This window comes from Xanthobacter sediminis, from assembly GCF_043195015.1.
Classification (GTDB): domain Bacteria; phylum Pseudomonadota; class Alphaproteobacteria; order Rhizobiales; family Xanthobacteraceae; genus Xanthobacter.
The window spans coordinates 352440-372655 of sequence record NZ_JBAFWH010000004.1 but is presented as its reverse complement, the minus strand read 5'-3'; the positions used below and the strand labels follow the sequence as shown (position 1 = coordinate 372655).

The 20216-nt window shown below is 68.1% G+C and carries 14 protein-coding genes; 8 read left to right on the top strand and 6 right to left on the bottom strand.

Going from position 1 to position 20216, the window contains the following annotated elements:
* Positions 1-213 precede the first annotated feature (213 nt).
* The 3 genes from V5F61_RS07695 (at position 214) to V5F61_RS07685 (ending at position 3833) form a co-directional block, all read left to right on the top strand.
* Entirely contained in the window at positions 214-750 is a 537-nt protein-coding gene (locus V5F61_RS07695) for a TRAP transporter small permease (RefSeq protein ID WP_393988958.1), read from the top strand.
* On the top strand, positions 747-2069 hold the full coding sequence (locus V5F61_RS07690) for a TRAP transporter large permease (RefSeq protein WP_393988901.1): 1323 nt from the start codon (positions 747-749) through the stop codon (positions 2067-2069). Before V5F61_RS07695 ends, V5F61_RS07690 begins: the two co-directional genes overlap by 4 nt.
* Before the next feature lie 204 nt (positions 2070-2273).
* A complete protein-coding gene (locus tag V5F61_RS07685; protein ID WP_393988900.1) occupies positions 2274-3833 on the top strand; it encodes a class I adenylate-forming enzyme family protein in 1560 nt (519 codons plus the stop codon).
* A gap of 358 nt (positions 3834-4191) precedes the next feature.
* On the opposite strand, the gene V5F61_RS07680 is transcribed toward V5F61_RS07685, so the two are convergent.
* From V5F61_RS07680 to V5F61_RS07655, 6 genes are all read right to left on the bottom strand, one after another.
* Positions 4192-6465, bottom strand: a complete 2274-nt coding sequence (locus V5F61_RS07680; RefSeq protein WP_393988899.1) for an FdhF/YdeP family oxidoreductase — start codon at positions 6463-6465, stop codon at positions 4192-4194.
* A gap of 102 nt (positions 6466-6567) precedes the next feature.
* Positions 6568-7308: a YoaK family protein gene (locus tag V5F61_RS07675; RefSeq protein ID WP_393988898.1), complete on the bottom strand. Its 741-nt coding sequence runs from the start codon at positions 7306-7308 to the stop codon at positions 6568-6570.
* Positions 7309-7616: 308 nt separating this feature from the next.
* A complete protein-coding gene (gene yfdE, locus V5F61_RS07670) occupies positions 7617-8783 on the bottom strand; it encodes a CoA:oxalate CoA-transferase (protein ID WP_393988897.1) in 1167 nt (388 codons plus the stop codon).
* An 87-nt stretch (positions 8784-8870) separates the two neighbouring features.
* The gene (oxc, locus tag V5F61_RS07665) at positions 8871-10574 is read right to left on the bottom strand and encodes an oxalyl-CoA decarboxylase (RefSeq protein WP_393988896.1); all 1704 of its coding nucleotides are present in this window, start codon (positions 10572-10574) and stop codon (positions 8871-8873) included.
* A 78-nt stretch (positions 10575-10652) separates the two neighbouring features.
* Positions 10653-11903: a formyl-CoA transferase gene (frc, locus tag V5F61_RS07660; RefSeq protein ID WP_393988895.1), complete on the bottom strand. Its 1251-nt coding sequence runs from the start codon at positions 11901-11903 to the stop codon at positions 10653-10655.
* 302 nt (positions 11904-12205) lie between these two features.
* Entirely contained in the window at positions 12206-13327 is a 1122-nt protein-coding gene (locus V5F61_RS07655; RefSeq protein WP_393988894.1) for a helix-turn-helix transcriptional regulator, read from the bottom strand.
* Between the two features lie 358 nt (positions 13328-13685).
* Between V5F61_RS07655 and V5F61_RS07650 the strand changes: the two genes are divergently transcribed.
* From V5F61_RS07650 to V5F61_RS07630, 5 genes are all read left to right on the top strand, one after another.
* Complete coding sequence (locus tag V5F61_RS07650; RefSeq protein ID WP_393988893.1) at positions 13686-14498, top strand: amino acid kinase family protein; 813 nt, start codon at positions 13686-13688, stop codon at positions 14496-14498.
* A gap of 12 nt (positions 14499-14510) precedes the next feature.
* A complete protein-coding gene (locus V5F61_RS07645; RefSeq protein ID WP_393988892.1) occupies positions 14511-15344 on the top strand; it encodes an amino acid kinase family protein in 834 nt (277 codons plus the stop codon).
* Positions 15345-15798: 454 nt separating this feature from the next.
* On the top strand, positions 15799-16077 hold the full coding sequence (locus V5F61_RS07640; protein ID WP_393988891.1) for a FeoA family protein: 279 nt from the start codon (positions 15799-15801) through the stop codon (positions 16075-16077).
* A gap of 249 nt (positions 16078-16326) precedes the next feature.
* A complete protein-coding gene (gene feoB, locus V5F61_RS07635; RefSeq protein WP_393988890.1) occupies positions 16327-18168 on the top strand; it encodes a ferrous iron transport protein B in 1842 nt (613 codons plus the stop codon).
* Between the two features lie 255 nt (positions 18169-18423).
* Positions 18424-20121 carry a methyl-accepting chemotaxis protein gene (locus tag V5F61_RS07630; protein ID WP_393988889.1) on the top strand — a complete coding sequence of 566 codons (1698 nt, stop codon included), beginning with the start codon at positions 18424-18426 and terminating at the stop codon, positions 20119-20121.
* The last annotated feature ends 95 nt before the right edge of the window (positions 20122-20216 follow it).

The window sequence follows — 20216 nt, the reverse complement described above, 5'->3', positions numbered from 1 at the left end:
GAGCGCGCCCCTTTTTCCCCTCCGCCCGGCCTTCGGCCGGCTCCGGGACTGGGAGGACCCATGGAAGACCCGCTCCACAAGCTCTACGTCATGCTCGCGGTGCTCGCCGCGGTGTTCCTCGGCTATCTCGGCTACCGCATCCGCGCGGAGGGCCCGGCCAAGGCGCTCGTCCACACGCTCGACTACCTTGAAGAAACGCTGATCTCGGTGCTGATGGCGGCGGCCACGCTGCTCATCTTCGTCGCGGTCGCCCAGCGCTACGCGGCCGGCGTGCCGATGCTCTACCCCTATGTGCGCGGCATCAACCTGGGCTGGGCCCAGGAGGCCTGCATCATCATGTTCGTGTGGATGGCCAAGATCGGCGCCGCCTACGGCGTGCGCACCGGCATCCATGTGGGCGTGGACGTGCTGGTGAACGCGCTCACCCCCTCGCGGCGCTACTGGCTCATTCTGTTCGGCCTGCTGTGCGGGGCGGTATTCACGGCGGTGGTGGGCTCCTTCGGGCTGAAATTCGTGATCGCCCGCTATGGCTTCGGCGACATGACGGCGGAGATGGAGCTGCCTTCCTGGATCGTCTATCTCGCCATTCCCTTCGGCTCCTACCTCATGTGCTTCCGGTTCCTGCAGGTGACCTGGTCGTTCCTGCGCACGGGCGCGCTGCCGGTCCATGACCACGGGCACGTGGCAGGGCTCGACGAGCTGCCCGGCACCGACAAGTCCGCCCTCTTTCCGCAGGATGTCCGCCGATGAGCGCCGCCATCATCTTCGGCCTGTTCCTGGTGCTCATGCTCACGGGCATGCCGATCTCCATCGCGCTCGGCATGACGGTGCTCACCTTCGTCTATACGCTGACGCAAATTCCGGTCGACATCGTCGCTCAGAAACTGTTCACGGGCATCGAGAAGTTCGAGATCATGGCGATCCCGTTCTTCATCCTCGCCGGCAACTTCCTCACCCACGGCGGCGTGGCACGACGGCTCATCGGTTTCGCGACCAGCCTCGTCGGCCACTGGCATGGGGGGCTCGGGCTCGCCGGCGTGCTCGCCTGCGCCCTGTTCGCGGCGGTGTCGGGCTCGTCTCCCGCCACCGTGGTGGCCATCGGCTCCATCCTGCTGCCGGCCATGGCGGCCCAGGGCTTCCCGCAGCGCTTCGGCGCCGGCGTCATCACCACCTCGGGCGCGCTGGGCATCCTCATCCCGCCCTCCATCGTGATGGTGATGTATTCGGTGGCCACCACCGGCCTGCAGATGACCGGCCCCAACGGCGAGCGCGTCACCTCCGCCTCCATCGGCGACCTCTTCATCGCCGGCATCGTGCCCGGCCTGCTTCTGGCGCTGCTGCTTGGCGCCACCACCTGGTACCGGGCGTGGAAGAACGACTATCCCCGCCTGCCGCGCGCCAGCTTCAAGGCGCGTTGGACCGCCTTCCGGGAGTGCGCGTGGGGCCTCGCGCTCATCATCATCGTCATCGGCGGCATCTACACCGGCGCCTTCACCCCCACCGAGGCGGCGGCGGTGAGCGCGGTCTACGCCTTCATCATCGCGGTGTTCGTCTACAAGGACATGGGCCTGAAGGACGTGCCGAAGGTGCTGCTCTCCAGCGCCAACATGTCGGCGATGCTGCTCTACATCATCTCCAACGCGGCCCTGTTCTCCTTCCTCATGACCAATGAGAACATCCCGCAGGCGATGACGGAATGGATGGTGGGCCTCGGCCTCGGCGTCATCGGCTTCCTGCTCATGGTGAACATCCTGCTGCTGCTGGCCGGCAACGTGATGGAGCCCACCTCCATCGTGCTCATCATGGCGCCCATCCTCACCCCGGTGGCGGTGCGGCTCGGCATCGACCCCATCCACTTCGGCATCATGATCGTGGTGAACATGGAGGTGGGCATGTGCCACCCCCCGGTGGGGCTCAATCTCTACGTGGCATCGGGCATCACGAAGATGGGCATCAGCGAGCTCACGGTGGCGGTGATGCCGTGGCTGCTCGCCATGCTCGGCTTCCTCGCCCTCATCACCTACGTGCCGGGCGTCACCATGTTCGTGCCGCGCCTGCTGGGCATGTGAGGCCCCCTCGCCAGCCGCGCCACGCCGGGCGCGGCCGGCGCCTTCTTCCAAAGACCGCAAGGCCCTGCCCGCGAGCCTTCCGGCCAAGCCCGCGCGGCGCGTAGGAAAGAGCCGGCAGGCGCCGTTCGAAGACCGGAGCCGGTGGTATAATTCCCCAGCACGCGGGACATCGCGCCCGCCGCCGCCATTTCCGAGGACAAGACCATGACCCAAGCCTCCTCCCCCTCGGCTCCCACGCACTTCAACCTTGCGGAATACTGCCTCGCCCACCAGGCGCAGCGCTTCGGCGGGCGACGGGCACTGGCCCTGGTGGGCGCCGCCGGCGCCACCGAGGAATGGACCTACGGCACGCTCGACGCCACGGTGCGGCGCATCGCGGCCGGCCTCCAGGGCCTCGGCCTGCCGCCGCAGGCGCGCATCCTCATCCGCGCCGGCAACGATTCCAGCTTCGTCCTCGCCTTCCTCTCCATCATCGCCGCCGGCTATGTGGCGCAGCCCACCTCGGCCCAGCTCACAGAGGAAGAGGTGGTCGCCCTCTCCAACGATTCCGGCGCCTCCGCCGTGGTGCTGGGGCGCGACTATCTCGCCGAGCGCAACGCCTTCGCCCATTGCATCGTGCTCGATCCGGACGACATGGCGCGCCTTTCCGCCCACGCGCCCCTCGCCGACTATGCCCGCACCGGGCCCGACGACCCCGCCTATCTCGTCCACACCTCCGGCACCACCAGCCGGCCCAAGGGCGTGGTGCACGCCCAGCGCGCCGTACTCGGCCGCCAGCCCATGCACAAGGACTGGCTGGGCCTCGCGGAAGGCGACGTGCTGCTCCACGCGGGCGCCGTGAACTGGACCTACACCCTCGGCGTGGGCCTGCTGGACCCCTGGGCCTGCGGCGCCACCAGCGTCATCTACAACGGCCCGCGCGATCCCGCCGTGTGGCCGAAACTGATCGAGCAATGGCGCGCGACCATCTTTGCCGCCGTGCCCACCGTCTACCGGCAGATCCTGAAGAACTGCGACCTTGGGGCGTTGGACCTCTCCAGCCTGCGCCACGGGGTGGCGGCGGGCGAGGCGCTGGCGCCGCAGCTGCTGGCCGACTGGCACGCCGCCACCGGCACCTGGATCTATGAATCGCTCGGCATGAGCGAAATCTCCACCTTCATCTCCAGCCGGCCGGGCGAGCCGATCCGCCCCGGCTCCCCCGGCCGTCCGCAGACCGGCCGGCGGATCGCCATCCTGCCGATCGAGGGCGGCACCGCGCCGCTGCCGACGGGGGAAACCGGCCTGCTGGCGGTCCACCGCTCCGACCCCGGCCTCATGCTGGGCTACTGGAACCGGCCGGAGGAAGAGGCCGCCGTGTATCGCGGCGAGTGGTTCGTGGGCGGAGACCTCGCCGCGTTCGACGCCGACGGCTGGCTGTGGTTCCATGGCCGCAACGACGACCTGATGAACGCGCTCGGCTACCGCGTCTCGCCCATGGAGGTGGAGAAGGTGCTGGCCCATTGCCCCGGCGTCGCGGAAGCGGCGGTGGCGGAAACGCGGGTGCGCGAGGATGTGAGCATCATCACCGCCTTCGTGGTCCCCCGCCCGGAGGAAGCAACGGCCGAAGAGGCCATCCTCGCTTATTGCGCGGCCCATCTCGCCACCTACAAATGCCCCCGCAAGGTGGTGTTCGTGGACCATCTGGAGCGCACGCCCAACGGTAAGGTGAGCCGCAAGGCCACCGCCCGCCGCTTCGCGCCGCCGCCGGTCGCGGCCGCCGGCTGACGCCGAAGTGGGGGGCGCTCACAAATGGGTGCCACTGGAATGATTTCCGCTCGCATTGGCTCGCAGAAACCACTCCAGGCTCTCGCCATCACGCGTTTTCTTCACGCCGGCCGGCACCCACTTCGCTTAAAAATGCTCTCAAGCACCGCACAGGCTTGACCAAGGAGCCCTGAGAAAAGCTCGCGGGCCTTTGGCATGAAGCGGGCGGGAGAGCACCCTGACAGTCAGGCGGCGACGGCAATTCCGGTCGCATCACGTGACCGCATTTTCGTCACGCGCAACGGCACCTGCTTCGCTCGAAAACACCCCTGCGCCCATTATGGCCATGAGGTCGGCGAGCGCGCCGAAGCGTCTCCTCTCAGGCTGCGGCGGCGCGGAGCGTGACAGGGATGGACTTATAGGCGGGCACGCCGCATTCGCGGTCGTAATCCCCGTGATCCACCAGCACGTTCGCCTCCGGGTAATAGGCCGCGACCGAACCCTTGGCGATGGGATAGGTGACCGCCGTCAGCCCCTCCAGCACGCGGCCGGCGCGGCCCACCACATCCACCCGGTCGCCCTCGGCGAGGCAAAGCCGCGCGAGATCCTCGCCATTGACGAACACCACGTCGCGGCGGCCGGTGATGCCGCGATAGCGGTCGTTCATGCCGTAGATGGTGGTGTTGTACTGGTCGTGGCTGCGCAGGGTGGTGCACACCAGGGTATTGTCGTCGAGGCCGTCGTCCTCGTCGGTGCCGGGCGCCACCAGGAAATGGGCCTTGCCGTCCGGCGTGTCCCACTTACGGTTCGAGGCGTCCACCCGCAGGCGGAAGCCGCCGGGCTGGCGGATGCGGGCGTTGAAGTCGAAGAAGTCGGGAAAGACTTCCTCGATCTTGTCGCGGATCTTGTCGTAATCGTCGGCCATGCCCTCCCAGTCGATCGCGCTGCCGGGGAAGGTGGCGCGCGCCAGGGAGGTGAGGATCACCACCTCCGAGAGCAGTTCGTCGGAGGCCGGCTTCAGCCGCCCGCGCGAGGCGTGCACCATGGACATGGAATCCTCCACCGTCACCGCCTGCGGCACGCCGTTGCGCGCGTCGAGCTCGGTGCGGCCGAGACAGGGCAGGATGTAGCTGTTTGCCGCCGTCAGCAGCGCCGAACGGTTCAGCTTGGTGATGATCTGCACGTTCAGGTCGAGCTTGCGGAAGGCGCTAAAGGCGGCCTGCGGGTCCGGCATGGCCACCGCGAAGTTGCCGCCGAGGCCGATGAAGGCGCGCGCCGAGCCGTCCACCATGGCCGCCAGCGCCTTCACCGCATTGTGCCCGTGTGCGCGCGGGGCGGAGATGCCGAACGCCTTGTCGAGCCGCGCGAGGAAAGGCTCGGCGGGGATCTCGGTGATGCCGACGGTGCGGTCGCCCTGCACGTTGGAATGGCCGCGCAGGGGACAGATGCCGGCGCCGGGCCGGCCCATGTTGCCGCGCAGCATCAGCAGGTTCACGATCTGCCGCACGTTCTCGGTGCCGTGCCGATGCTGGGTGATGCCCATGCCATAGCAGGCGATGACGCGCTCGGACGACCAATAGACCTCGGCGATGGATTCGATGGCCACGCGGGCGAGGCCGGAGCGCTGCTCGATCTCATCCCAGCCCGTGGCCGCGATATCCGCCACGAGGCCCTCGAAGCCTGCCGTGTGCTCGGCGATGAAGGCGCGGTCGAGCAGGCCCTCATCGCCGCGCGCGGTGCGGGCGGCATCCTCCGCCAGCAGCGCCTTCATGATGCCCTTCAGCGCCGCGACATCGCCGCCCACCTTCACCTGGTGATAGGCCGAGGCCAGCGGCGTGGAGGAGAGGGTGAGCATCTCCACCGGGTCCTGCGGCGGGGCGAAGCGCTCCAGCCCGCGCTCCCGCAGCGGATTGAGCACGATGATGGGCTTGCCCCGCAGAGACACGGCGCGCAGCGTGGAGAGCATGCGCGGATGATTGGTGCCGGGATTGTGGCCGATGCAGAACACGAGGTCCGCCTGGTCGAAATCCTCCAGCGTCACCGTGCCCTTGCCCACGCCGATGGACTGCGGCAGGCCCACGCTGGTGGGCTCGTGGCACATGTTGGAGCAGTCCGGGAAATTGTTGGTGCCGAGCGTGCGCGCGAACAGCTGGTAGACGAAGGCCGCCTCGTTGGAGGCGCGGCCCGAGGTGTAGAATTCCGCCTGGCCGGGATGCTCCAGGGCATTGAGCCGGGCGGCGATGCCCGAGAAGGCCTCAGCCCAGCTCACCGGCACGAAGCGGTCGCTGCCGGCGTCGTAGCGCAGGGGATGGGTGAGGCGGCCGGCGTCCTCAAGCGCGTGGTCCGGCCAGTCCCACAGCTCGCTGACGGCATGCTGCGCGAAGAATTCGGGCGTCACCCGCTTGGAGGTCGCCTCCCAGGTGACCGCCTTCGCGCCGTTCTCGCAGAACTCGAACGAGGAGGTGTGGCGCGGGTCCGGCCAGGCGCAGCCGGGGCAGTCGAAGCCGTCGGGCTGGTTCATCTCCATGAGGGCGCGGGTATTGGTGCTCGCGCCCATCTCGTTGCGCACCGCCTTCGCCACCGCGGCCAGCGCGTCCCATCCTCCGGCCGGGCCGGAATAAGGCGCGACGCCTTCGATCGGGGATTTGCTCATGGCACACCTCTCCCTTCAGGGCGGCACCGGGAAGGGTGCCGCGGATGTTGCGTCACGCGAGCCCGGTGGCGGCGGCGACACCACGTCGCCGCCGCCACAAGGTCAGCCGATGAGGCCACCCGAAGTCGGGTCCGCCGTCTTCGGCGCACGCATCGCGCCCACCGCCAGCACCAGCGAGATGAAGGCAGCGAGGAACAGCGACGCGTGATCCACCACCCGCAGGTCCACGTAGAAACCGACGGCACCACCGGCGGCAAAACCCACCAGCACCGAGAAGAAGATGCCGGCCCACATCAGGTTCGGCTCGCCGTTGATGCCGTCTCTCCGGAACAGGCTCTGCGCGACGAAGTTGAAGGCCATTTGTACCACGAACGTCACGGCGACATTGCCATAAAGCATGCCATGGTTCTTGTGGTAGGCGTTGCCCTGGGCGCCGGCGACGAAGCTGACCGCATAAGCCACGGTGTGGGGATCGATCAGCCCCATCCGCGAGGCGACACCGAGCGCGACGAGCGCGATGCACTCGAACCACAGCACCACGGGGGTGAAAATGTGGCCGCGGCGCAGCCGCGTGGTCATCAGCACCCCGCACACCGCCGACCCCAGCCCGAACGCGACCACCGAGCCGATGGCGAAGATGAAGGCCGGCCAGTCTCCCTCCACCAGGCGATAGCCGCTCTGCACCACGTTGCCCGACTGCACGGTGGCGAAGGTCTGCGCATGGGCCAGGGTCCATGCGTTCATCAGGCCCGCCATGAAGGCCAGGAAGAACCCGACGGTGCGCTTCTCCATCAGCGGGAAGCGGATCTTCTCCGGATGATCATGAATGACTGCACTGCTCACGAGGCGCCCCTTTCCTTATCCAGCCGAGTGTTTCCGAGGCTGGCCGGCGGGCTGCGGCCGCTTTGGCCGACGACCGCCCTGGGACACCGCCCAACGCGCGCGAAGTGACGCAGAGCGCCCCTCGCAACCCGCACAACAACCAACACCTCAAGACATTAATGCTTTGCAGATCGGGGATATCCACTCAATATCCCATGTTGGATACTCATCTTAGCTCTGAAAACATCTTTGAAGCCGACACGCGAACGCATCGCCCCCCCCGCGGGGGCCCGGTGAGAAATCCACGATGACGGCCAATCAGCGCGCGATCAGGCCTCGAATTCGCGCCGCAGCGCCGCCCCGTGCTGGTCGAGGGCGGGCGCGGCCGGGCGCTTCAGGGGGTCCTCATAGCCGCTGAGCTTGATGGGATTGCCGGGCATGCGCAGGCCGCCGGCCTCGATCACCATGTTGCGCGCCGCCGTCTGCGGATGCTCGATGGCCTCCGCCACGTCGAGGATGGGGCCCACCGGCACTCCCGCCTCGTGCAGCGCCTTCAGCCAGTGCGCCGCCGGCTGTGCCTTCAGCGCCGCCTCCAGCTCCGCCTTCAGCGCGGCCACGTTGTGGTTGCGGTCCGGGTTCGTGCGGAAGCGCGCGTCCTCCACCAGATCGCCCCGCCCGACCGCGGCACAGAGCTGCGCGAACAGGTGGTCGGAGCCGGTGGCGATCACGAACGGCTTGTCGGCCGCCTCGAACACATCGAACGGCGCCATGTAGGGATGGCGGTTGCCGATGCGCGGCGGCGCCTTCCCGGTGGCCACATAGGCCATGAAGCCGTGCTCCAGGAAGGAAAGCGTGGCGTCGAACATGGAGATGTCCACGTGCGTTCCGCGCCCGGTCTTCTCGCGGGCATAGAGCGCGGAGGTGATGCCGGCGTACATGAAGATGCCGCCGCACAGGTCCGACATGGAGGTGCCGACGCGGGTGGGCGGGTCCGTGGGCAGGCCGGTATCCATCATGATGCCGCTCATGCCCTGGATGATGGTGTCGTAGGCCGGGAACTGCGCCATGGGCCCGGTCTGCCCGAAGCCGGAGGACGAGGCATAGATCAGCCGCGGGTTGATCGCGGACAGCTCGTCATAGCTGAGGCCCAGGTGGGCCATGGTGCCCGGCTTGTAGTTCTCGGCCAGAATGTCCGCCTTGCGCACCATGTTGAGGAAGACCTCGCGGTCGCCCTCGTTTTTCAGGTCGAGGATGATGCTTTCCTTGCCCCGGTTCAGGAACGAGAAGTAGAGCGACTGGTCCCCCACGAACGGCCCGTAGGTGCGTGTGTCGTCACCGTGGCCGGGCTCCTCCACCTTGATGACCCGCGCCCCGAGATCGGAGAGGATCATGGTTCCGAACGGGCCGTTGAGGATGTGCGTAAGGTCGATGACCAGCAGGCCCTTGAGCGGGCCGTCGGGAGAATTGGCGCCGGCGGGCGCGTCGGCTTCGGACATGGGCACCTCGAAGGGGAAGGACGGCTCGCGGGGGAAACGTGCAAGGACCCTCCCTCCGCGCGGATGAAGGGCCCCGGCGACGCAGGTTCAGCTATGGCTCACGGCGCTCTGCGGATTGAGGTTCGTGAGGTGTCCGCTCTCGGTGCCGGCGTGGGGATCGATGACCGCATTGATGAGGGCCGGCTTGCCGGAGGCGAGCGCCTCCGCGAGCGCCTCCGCGAGCGCGGCGGGTGTCTCCACGTGATAGCCCCTGCCGCCGAAGGCCTCGATCACCTGATCATAGCGCGCCTTGAGGTCGAGCACGGTGGGAGCGGGATCGCTGCCGCCGCTGCGGTTGTGGTCGTCGCCCTTGTAGATGCCGCCGTTGTTGAGCACGACCAGGGTGACGGGCAGCCCATAGCGGCAGATGGTCTCCACCTCCATGCCGCTGAAGCCGAAGGCGCTGTCGCCCTCGATGGCCAGCACCTGCTTGCCGGTGGTCACGGCGGCGCCGATGGCATTGCCGAGGCCGACGCCCATCACGCCCCAGGTGCCGACATCGAGCCGGTGGCGCGGCAAATGCTGGTCGATGAGGTTGCGGCCGATGTCGAGGGTGTTCGCACCCTCGCTCACGATGTAGAGGTCGGGCTTGTCGGCCACCACCTTGCGGATGGCGCCGAACGCGCTGAAGAAGTCCATCGGGCTCGGATTGGCCGCAAGGTGCTTCTCCATCTTCTCGCGGTTGACCGCCTTGTGGGCGTCGAGGGCGTCGTTCCAGGCCGTCTGCGGCTTCACCCCCGCGGCCGGCAGGCCGGCCAGCATCGCCTCGACGCTGGAGAGGATGTCGCCCACCACGGGGGCCGCCACCCGGCGGTTGGAATCCATCTCGGCGGCGTGGATATCCACCTGGATGAGCTGGAAATCCGGCGCCCATTCCGGGCTCTTGCCATGGCCGAGCAGCCAGTTGAGGCGCGCGCCCAGGAGCAGGACCACATCCGCCTCCTTCAGCGCCAGGGAGCGGGCGGCCGCCGCGCACTGGGGATGGGTATCCGGCAGCACGCCCTTGCCCATGGACATGGGCAGGAAGGGAATGCCGGTCGCCTCCACGAACTGGCGGATGGCATCCTCGGCGCGGGAATAGGCGGCGCCCTTGCCAATCACGATCAGCGGCCGCTTCGCGCCGGCGAGCAGCGCCAGGGCGCGGGCGACGGCATCGGCCGCCGGAAGCTGCCGGGGCGCGGGGTCCACCACCTGGATGAGGGAGCGCTTGCCCGCCGCGGCGTCGATGGTGGCGCTGATGACGTCCGCCGGCAGGTCGAGATAGACGCCGCCCGGACGGCCCGACACCGCCGTGCGGATGGCGCGCGCCACGCCGAGGCCGATATCCTCAGGGCGGTTCACGCGGTAGGCCGCCTTGGCATAGGGCTTGGCGGCATTCATCTGGTCCAGCTCCTCATAGTCGCCGCGCTGGAGATCGACGATGGCCCGGTCGCTGGAACCGGAGATGAGGATCATCGGGAAGCCGTTGGTGGTGGCGTTGGCGAGCGCCACCATGCCATTCAGGAAGCCCGGCGCGGAGACCGTAAGGCAGATGCCCGGCTTGCCGGTGAGGAAGCCGCTGACGCCGGCGGCGTGGCCGGCCGGCTGCTCGTGGCGAAAGCCGATGTAGCGCAGGCCCTCCGCCTGGGCGAGGCGGGCGAGATCCGTGATCGGGATGCCCACCACGCCGAAGAGGGTGTCGATGCCGTTGAGCTTCAGCGCATCGATGACGAGGTGCGCGCCGTCGGTGAGGTTTTCCGTTTCGCCTGCCATTGCTGCCTCGATCTTCCGGGAAACGCGCCGGCCGCCATGCGTTCAGGGAGCGGCGGCCGGCGTGCGAACATGGTGCGATCAGATCACCTTCTTCGCGCGCAGATCCTTGATCTGGTCGGCGCTGTAGCCGAGATGGGTGAGCACTTCGTCCGTGTGCTCGCCCAGCAGCGGCGCGCTGGTGATGTTCGGCGTGAAGTCGGAGAACTTGATGGGGCTGCCTACGGTGAGGAACTTGCCGCGCAGCTTCTGCTCCACCTCCACCACCGAGCCGCTCCTGCGCAGGGACTCGTCGTGGGCGATGTCCTTCATGGAGAGCACGGGCGCGATGGGGATGCCGAACTTGCGCATCTCTTCCACGGCCTCGAACTTGGTCATGGTCACCAGCTTCTTCTCGATCTCGGCGAAGATGTCGAAGATGTGCGGCTGGCGGGCCTCCGGCGTGTTGTACTTCGGATCATCCTTCCATTCGGGATGGCCGATGGCCTCGGCGGTGGGGCCCCAGTCCTGCTCCTGAATGGTGAAGTAGACATAGGCGTTGGGATCGGTCTCCCAGCCCTTGCACTTCAGCACCCAGCCCGGCTGGCCGCCGCCGCCGGCATTGCCGCCGCGGGGCACCGCGTCGCCGAACGGCGTGTTCGGATACTGGGGGTATTCCTCCAGGTAGCCGAGCTTGTCGAGCCGCTGCTGGTCCCGCAGCTTCACGCGGCAGAGGTTGAGCACGCTGTCCTGCATGGAGACGGTGACGCGCTGGCCCTTGCCGGTCCGCTCGCGCCCCACGAGCGCGGTGAGCAGGCCGATCAGCAGGTGCATGCCGGTGTTGCTGTCGCCCAGCGCGGCGGCGCTCACCGTCGGCGGGCCGTCCCAGAAGCCGGTGGTGGAAAGGGCACCGCCGGCGGCCTGGGCCACGTTCTCGTAGCTCTTGATGTCGGCATAGGGCGATTCGTCGTTGAAGCCCTTGATGGAGCCGAAGATGAGGCGCGGGTTCAGCTCCTGCAGGCGCTCCCAGGTGAAGCCCATGTGATCCATGGCGCCGGGGTGGAAATTCTCGACGAGAACATCCGCCTCCCTGATGAGCTGCTCCATGATCTTCTCGCCCTCGGGAGTTTTCGTATTCAACTCGACCGAGCGCTTGTTGGCATTCAGCATCGTGAAGTAGAGCGCATCGAGGTCGGGAATGTCCCGAAGCTGGCGACGGGTCACGTCTCCGACGCCGGGACGCTCCACCTTGATGACGTCGGCGCCATACCACGCCAGGAGCTGCGTGCAGGAGGGGCCAGACTGAACACCCGTGAAATCAATGACCTTGATGCCGGTGAGTGGCAAAGTCATGGCGCTCCATACCTCCATCAAGACATCCGGACCGTCACGATAACGGTAACCGGCTCCATTGACGATCAAAGACCTTAGGGCAAGTTGACGCAACTTCCCCGATCCCGAGCCTGGCCCAGGGCGCGCATTCACCTTCTTCCGGATGTCGACGCGATGAGTTTCCGCAGGCCGATCGCTTGCCCTTCAGTTAATGCCAAGACCTGGATCGACCATATCCCAAATGGGATCTAACGGCGCTGCGGCTTATATTTTCCGATTACACCGACATGAGATGGCCCGGCACCTTCGCCCGGCCTCCACGCTCACCACCCGCCCAGCTTCGAGAGCTGGAGCACGAGCTCCGTCTGCCGGTTGATACCCAGCTTCGAGAACACGCGCTTCAGCACCACCCGCGCGGTGCCCTGGGTGATGCCCAGCCTGTCGGCGGCCTGCTGCAACGCCACGCCGCCGCCGATGAGCGAGGCGAGGCGCGCCTCGCCCAGGGACAGGCCGAACATGTCGCGGATCACCGCGGGCGCCACCATCTGCTGGTGCTCCAGCGGCACGGCGACAATGAGAACGCGCGCCTCCCCTTCCTGCCCGCCGATGCGCCGGCGCGATTCCACCGTGACCGGCAGCGCCCACACCGCGAGGCGCTGCCCCGCCTTCCCGGTGACGATGCAGGAGCGTGGAGGCTGGTCGGTTTCGCCCACGCACCGGGCGGCCTCCACCATGGCGAGGAAGCGAGCCCGCTCAGAAGGCTGGCGGGGCGCCATGCGGCCGTCCGGATCGCAGAAGTAATCCTCGAACTGGTCGCGGGCGCTCTTGTTGGCCAGTACCCGGCGCCCGTCCGCGTCGAGCGCGCAGATGCCGGCGGAGACCGCATCGAGCGCCGCGAGCATCGCCACCTGCGAGGTGTCGAGATTGGCGATGCGCATGGAAAGCCGCAGCGCCTGCTCCACATGCCGGCTCAGCATGCGCAGCATCTCCATCTCCTCCGCGCCGAAGGGGCCCCTGGCCTTGGCGCGCGGCACCGAGAGCGCGACGAGGTAGCCGAAGTCCGGCAGCATGATGGCCGACATCAGCCAGCCGAAACCCACGCTGCGGAAGAACTCGGTGTAGATGGGATGCGTCTCCATCTCGTCCTGGGAGGCGATGGTGAAGTCGCTCATCACGTCGCCGTCGCGGAAATGATGCTCGATGGCCCGCAGGGCGTGGAGGTCGCGCGTCCACCACTCGCCGTCGAGATAGGCGCGCACCGCTCCCTCCAGCTCCGGCGCATGGATGAACTCCGAGCGCGCGTCCTCCTTGTAGAACAGCACGATCGCGCCCTCGCCCTCGAAGGCGGCGCCGATCTTCGAGAGCACGGCCGGCCACTGCTCCGGATCCAGCGCTGCGCCATAGATCGCATAGATAACGTCGTCGAACTGGCCTAACGATGCCATGCGATGAAGCCACCCCTTCATTCAACGCCGCTGACACGGCACGCGTACCCCGGATGCCCCAGCGGCGCGGGGCGCCGGTGACGGAAGAGGAGCTGGAGCATGATGGCCTCTCATGCATTCCGAGGGAAGGCGCCAATGGCGCGCGGCCCGTCGACGGCCCGCATTCCGCTTCGGCCCACACGAGCGCGTGATCGCTCTTCCCGCGCCCTGCCCCGGCCAGCGCCCTTGTGCATTCCGTGTCGTTCTTTCCCGGCGGGGAGAAGCACGCATAAATTCTGCATATTGCACGGTAAATAGCTGGGCCGTATTGAGCTTTCCCAAGAAATAACAAGCGATGCCAACACCGAAAGGGTAACCGATGGCCAACACGACGGCAGAACTCGAGGCGCTCCTCATGCAGCGCTCGCTGACCGACCCGCAGCTTCTGGCCGCGGCCGACACGGCCGAGGATTTCCGGATCCTGCCCGATGCGACCGTGATCAAGATCGGCGGACAGAGCGTCATCGACCGCGGGCGCTCAGCGGTCTATCCGCTGGTGGATGAAATCGTCACCGCCCGCAAGGCGCACAAGCTCCTCATCGGCACCGGCGCCGGCACCCGCGCCCGCCACCTCTACTCCATCGCCGCGGAGCTGAACCTGCCGGCGGGCGTGCTCGCCCAGCTCGGCGCCTCCGTGGCGAACCAGAATGCCGAGATGCTCGGCCAGCTCCTGGCCAAGCACGGCATCACCACCGTGAGCGGCGCCGGCATGTCGGCGGTTCCGCTGACCCTGGCCGAGGTGCACGCGGTGGTCTTCAGCGGCATGCCTCCCTACTCGCTGTGGACCCGCCCGGCGGCCGAAGGGGTCATCCCGCCCTACCGCACCGATGCCGGCTGCTTCCTGCTGGCCGAGCAGTTCGGCTGCAAGGCCATGATCTTCGTGAAAGACGAGAACGGCCTCTACACCGCCAACCCGAAGACCTCGAAGGATGCCACCTTCATCCCGAAGATCTCGGTGGACGAGATGAAGTCGCGCGGGCTCGCCGACTCGATCCTCGAGTTCCCGATGCTCGACCTGCTGAAGTCCGCCCGCCACGTGCGCGAGGTCCAGGTCGTCAACGGCCTCGTGCCCGGCAACCTGACCCGCGCGCTCAACGGCGAGCACGTCGGCACCATCATCACCGCGAGCTGAGGAGCGCACGCAATGTCTGAAACCACCAGCGCCATCAAGCACGTCGCCTCGCCGCTCGCGAGCCAGACCCTTCTCGACAGCCACCTCACCCGCCCGGTGGCGGGGGTGCGCCCCATCCGCCTCCTGCCCTGGCTGCAGGTGGTGAAGATCGGCGGCCGCTCCATCATGGACCGCGGCCCGGAGGCCATCCTCCCGATCGTGGATGAGCTGCGCAAGCTCCTGCCGGAGCACCGCATGCTCATCGTCACCGGCGCCGGCGTGCGCGCCCGCCACCTCTATAGCGTGGGCCTGGACCTCGGCCTGCCGGTGGGCTCGCTCGCGCCGCTCGCGGCGAGCGAGGCCGGGCAGAATGGCCACATCCTCGCCTCGCTGCTTGCGCCGGAAGGGGTCTCCTACATCGAGCACCCGACCATCGCGGGCCAGCTCTCGATCCATCTCGCCGCCGCCCGCGCGGTGGTGGGCAGCGCCTTCCCGCCCTTCCACCACCACGAGTTCCCCGGCACCCGCATCCCCGTGCACCGGGCCGATACCGGCGCCTTCCTGCTGGCCGACGCGCTCGGCGCGGCGGGGCTGACGATCGTGGAGGATGTGGACGGCGTCTACACCGCCGACCCGAACGGCCCCGAGGGCGGCAAGGCGCAGTTCCTGTCGGAGACGACCTATGCCGACCTCGCCAAGCAGGAGGGCCCCCTGCCCTTCGACCGGGCCCTGCTGGAGGTGATGGCCACCGCCCGCCACATCGAGCGGGTGCAGGTGGTGAACGGCCTCGTTCCCGGCCGCCTCACCGCCGCCCTGCGCGGCGAGCAGGTGGGCACGCTGGTCCACACCGGCGCGCGCAAGGCCTGAGCCCTTCCGGACCTCGGATGAAACGAGCCCCCTTCCGCGCCGCGGGAGGGGGCTTTTTCGTGCGCCGCGGGCAGACCGGCCCCGCACCTTAGAACAATTATAATTACAATGATTTTCAGGCACTTACACAAGAAGCGCTAAAGTGCTACAGCTTAGGGCACCTGTCGGGTACCCGGTTGAGGACGGGTCCCGCTCCTGAGCATGGCGGACGGCGTGATGGCGACAATGAAGGGGATTTCCCCGCGGGAACACGGAACGCCCTCCGGGCACCTTGCCCGCCCCGCCCGCCAGCCCGGCCCATGTATGCAATTTTCCAGCACCGCCTGCGCCGGCACGCGCCGACGAACGCCTCATCTCCCGGCTGCGCGCGTTATGCGCGCGGCGCGCTCACCCCGCGCGATCTTCACAGGCACGCCTTTCATCTTCCGCGACATTTCCGGCTCCGAGGTTTGAGATGCACGATTCATCCCCGAAATTCGCCCATGCAGGCCAGATCACGACCCTCGCCAACCTGCAGCCCGGCGAGAGCGGCGTCGTCGAATCGGTGGAGGCCGGCGTCTTCGAGCACGGACTCTCGGTGCGGCTGCGCGCCATGGGCGTGAGCGCGTCGCGCCAGGTGTCCATGGTGCGGCGGGGATGGTTCGGCGGGCCTCTCGTCGTCCGCGCGGGCAAGGCGACCGACATCGCCATTCGCCGGGCGGAAGCCGCGCAGGTCAAGGTGCGCCGGGTCTAGGGCCCGCCCGAAGCAAGGAACACGCGCAAGCGCGATCATTCAGGACGATTGCCGCCAGCCGCGGCCAGCGAAAGGCGATCCCGGACCGGCCGGCCCCACCGGTCCGCATCATGGCGAGCGGCACCCGCCGCCGCCCCGACGACCGCCGCCGCCGGCACCAGCCGACGGACGGATGTGGATCTTTGGAACAACCGCGTCCGGGCAGCTCCCCGCGAGCCGCGCCGGAGTGCCATCCGGCTGGGAATTACGATGGATTGCTGCGCTCCCGAGGTTAAGCTCGCGCCCACGCTGAACAACATTCCGCGCGTCGCCCTCATCGGCCAGCCCAACACGGGCAAGTCGATGCTGTATAACCGGATCACCGGGGCCAGCGCCTATGTGGGCAACTGGCCGGGCATCACCGTCAGCCTCTCCAATGCGCGCGTGAAGCTGGGCGGCCGCGAGGTCGAGTTCATCGACCTGCCCGGCATCTACGACCTCGAGGGCTTCTCCGAAGACGAGACGGTGGTCGCCAACTTTCTCAAGGCCTATCCGGTCGACCTCGTGATCGTGGTGGTCAACGCCAGCCAGATCGACCGCCAGATCCTGATGCCGCTACAGGTGAAGCTGCTGGGCCTGCCGGCGGTCGTGATGCTGAACATGGAAGACGAGGCGCGCCGGGCGGGCATCGAGATCGACCCCGCCGCCCTCTCCGCCCGGCTCGACCTGCCCGTGCATCTCATCAGCGCCAAGTATGGCCATGGCTTCGCCGAGGGCATGGCCTCGGTCTCGCAGGTGCTCGAGCAGCGCGCGGGCACCCCGCCGGTACTTGCCAATTACGAGCACCTGCGCGCCACCCTCATGAGCGAGGAGACCCTCTCCGAGACCATCGCGGGCGCCGTCGCCTATCCGCACGAGCCGCCGAAGACCCTCACCGAGCGCCTCGACCGCTGGCTGCTGCACCCCATCCTCGGGCTGCCGCTGTTCTTCGCGGTCATGCTCGGCGTGTTCTACATCGTCTGGAGCATCGGCCTGCCCTCCCAGGACTGGGTGGGCGCCATCACAGACTGGATCCAGGCCGACATCCTGGAGCCGGTGCTGGGCCTGGGGCCGAGCTGGCTCCAGAACTTCGTCATCAACGGCATCTGGCTGGGCGTTGCCACCGTCGCGTCCTTCGTCCCGCTCATCATGCTGTTCTTCTTCTGCATGGCGGTGGTGGAGGACAGCGGCTACCTCTCCCGCGCCGCCTATCTCATGGACACCTGGATGCGCCGGCTCGGCCTCGACGGGCGCGCCTTCGTCATGCAGATGATGGGCTTCGGCTGCAACGTGCCGGCGCTGATGGGCACGCGCGTGATGCGCTCGCGACCGCTGCGGCTCCTGTCCATGCTCATCATTCCGTTCTCGCTGTGCTCGGCGCGGCTGGCGGTGTTCGTGTTCATCATCTCCGCCGTGTTCCCGCCGGCCCAGGGGCCGCTGGTGCTGTTCTCGCTTTACGTCATCAGCTTCCTGGCGGCGTTCCTGGCGGCGGCGATCTTCAGCCGCTCGAAGCAGTTCAAGAGCACCGAGCCGTTCGTGCTGGAGCTGCCGCCCTATCGCGTGCCGACGCTCAGGCAGGTGTGGCTGCGCGGCTATGGCGAGCTGCGCGAGTTCCTGCACCGCGCCACCAGCTTCATCATCCTCGGCACCATGGGCGTGTGGTTCCTCACCAACTTCCCCACCGACGCCGAGGGCCTCGACACCTGGGGCGGGCAGATCGGCCAGTTCCTGCAGCCGATCATGGCGCCCATCGGCATCGACCCCTACCTCACCCTGGCGCTGATCTTCGGCTTCATCGCCAAGGAGGTGGTCATCGGCTCGCTGGCGACCATCTATGCCATGTCGGCCGGCCTCGTGGCGCAGCACATCTCGGTCACCGTCTCCCCGGCCGCGGCCTACAGTTTCTGCCTGTTCTGCCTGCTCTACACCCCCTGCCTGACCACGGTGGCGACGGCGAAGGCGGAAAGCCGCTCGTGGGGATTCATGCTGTTCTCCCTGGGCACCTCGCTGGTCTATGCGTGGCTGGTGGCCTTCGTCTTCTACCAGTCGGCGCTTCTGCTCGGGTTCAGGTAGGCCCGGCGGCGCCCCCGCGGGGGCGCCGTCTGCGATCCCGACATGCCTGCGCGGAGCTTGCACCCGCGCAATTCCCAGGCTACCGCCGGAAATAGCGATCCGCTAAGCTTCGCCGCAGCGCATCTTGCGGACGACGGGCGGTCCCCGAACGGTTTGCGGCCTCCCGCCACCAAGGCGCGCGGCATCGTGCGGCGGCCCTGCTCCCGCTGCGCCATCGGGATATCGTAGCTGGCCGGTCGGGGCCCGGGGGGATCAATGTCGTTCAAGAACTGGTCGCTGACGCTGAAGGTCGTGAGTCTCCTGCTGCTGCTCGCCATCCTCTCGTTCGGCGCGATCCTCTACGCCTCGTTCCAGATGACGGTCATCAACGCCGTCGGCACCGCCATCATCGAAGGGCCCGCCCCCGCCGCCGCCAACCTCGCCCGCACCAACCGCCTCCTGCGCCAGGTCGACATCGGCCTCTACCGTCTGATCGTGGCCGACACCCCGGCCAAGGACGAGGAGGCGACGCAGCTCATCGAAAAGGCGCTTGAGGACTACAAGTCCAGGGTGGAGCTCATCAAGGCGGAGACGCCCGAGTTCGCGGCGGAGATGGACCAGCTCCTGCAGCGGGTGAAGGGCACCATGGCCGCGGAGTGCGGCACCATCCTGCGGCAGGCCCGCACCGCCGCCTCCGCCGAGGAAATCGCCCGCCTGGGCGAGACCATGCGGACCACCTGCTCGCCCAAGCTCGACGCCCTCGCCGACGCGACCACCGGCATCAACAAGCGGCTGACCGCCTCCATGGAGGCGCAGCACGCCGCCGCCACCGCCCTCGCCCACCGCACCGCCTGGCTGCTGGTGGTCGGCATGGCGCTCGGCACGCTCGCGGTGATCGCGCTCGCGGTCTTCATCACCCGCCGCAGCATCGTGGGGCCGGTGAAGGAGTCCATGGACGTCATGGCCGCGCTCGGCCACGGCAGCCTCGAGGTGAGCGTGCCCCACGCCGACCGGCACGACGAGGTGGGCGCCATCGCCAAGTCGCTGGTGGATCTGCGTGGCCAGCTCCAGGAGGCGGCGCGCGTGCGGGCCGCCCAGGCCGAGGCGGAAACGGCCGCCAAGGCGCAGATCCTGCGCCGGGGCAAGCTCGCCGAGGAGTTCGTCGCCCACATGCAGCAGCTCGTCTCCGCCTTCGTCCACTCCTCCGGCGAGGTGGCGGACGCGGCGCGGAACCTTTCGGCCACGGCGGAGGAAACCTCCCGCCAAGCCCAGGCGGTGGCAGCGGCCTCCGAGCAGGCGTCCACCAACGTGCAGACCGTGGCCTCCGCCTCCGAGGAGATGGCGGCCTCGGTGCGGGAAATCAACGGCCAGGTGGCCCATTCCGCGACGGTTGCCGACACCGCCTTTCAGGAAGCGGAGACCTCCAACGGCCACATCGGCGCCCTGGCCAAGGCGGCGGTGGACATCGGCGAGGTGCTGGACCTCATCAAGGACATCGCCGCCCAGACCAACCTGCTCGCCCTCAACGCCACCATCGAAGCCGCGCGCGCGGGCGACGCCGGCAAGGGCTTCGCGGTGGTGGCCTCCGAGGTGAAGCAGCTCGCGGAGCAGACCGCCAAGGCCACCGACGAAATCTCCTCCAAGATTTCCGAGATCCGCGACGCCACCGACAGCACGGTGAAGTCCATGGCGGAGATCGTCCGCGTCATCACCACCATCAAGGAGACCGCCACCGCCATCGCCGGCGCAGTGGAGGAGCAGGGGGTGGCGACCTCCGAGATCGCCCACAACTGCCAGCAGGCCGCCTCCGGCACCAGCGAGGTGGCGCAGAACATCACCGGCGTCGGCCAGGCCGCCAATATGACGGGATCGGCATCGAGCCAGCTCATGGGCCTTTCGGGCGGGCTCTCCGCCCAGGCCAACGAGCTGCGCGAGGCCGTGGACACCTTCATGAAGGATCTCGCCGCGGCCTGACGCCGGCTAGGGCGGCCGCGCGCCGCCCCTTCCAACGGCCATCGCGGGCGAGCCTGCCGCTGAACTTGCGGATCTGCGAGCGCGGGCGTGCGCTG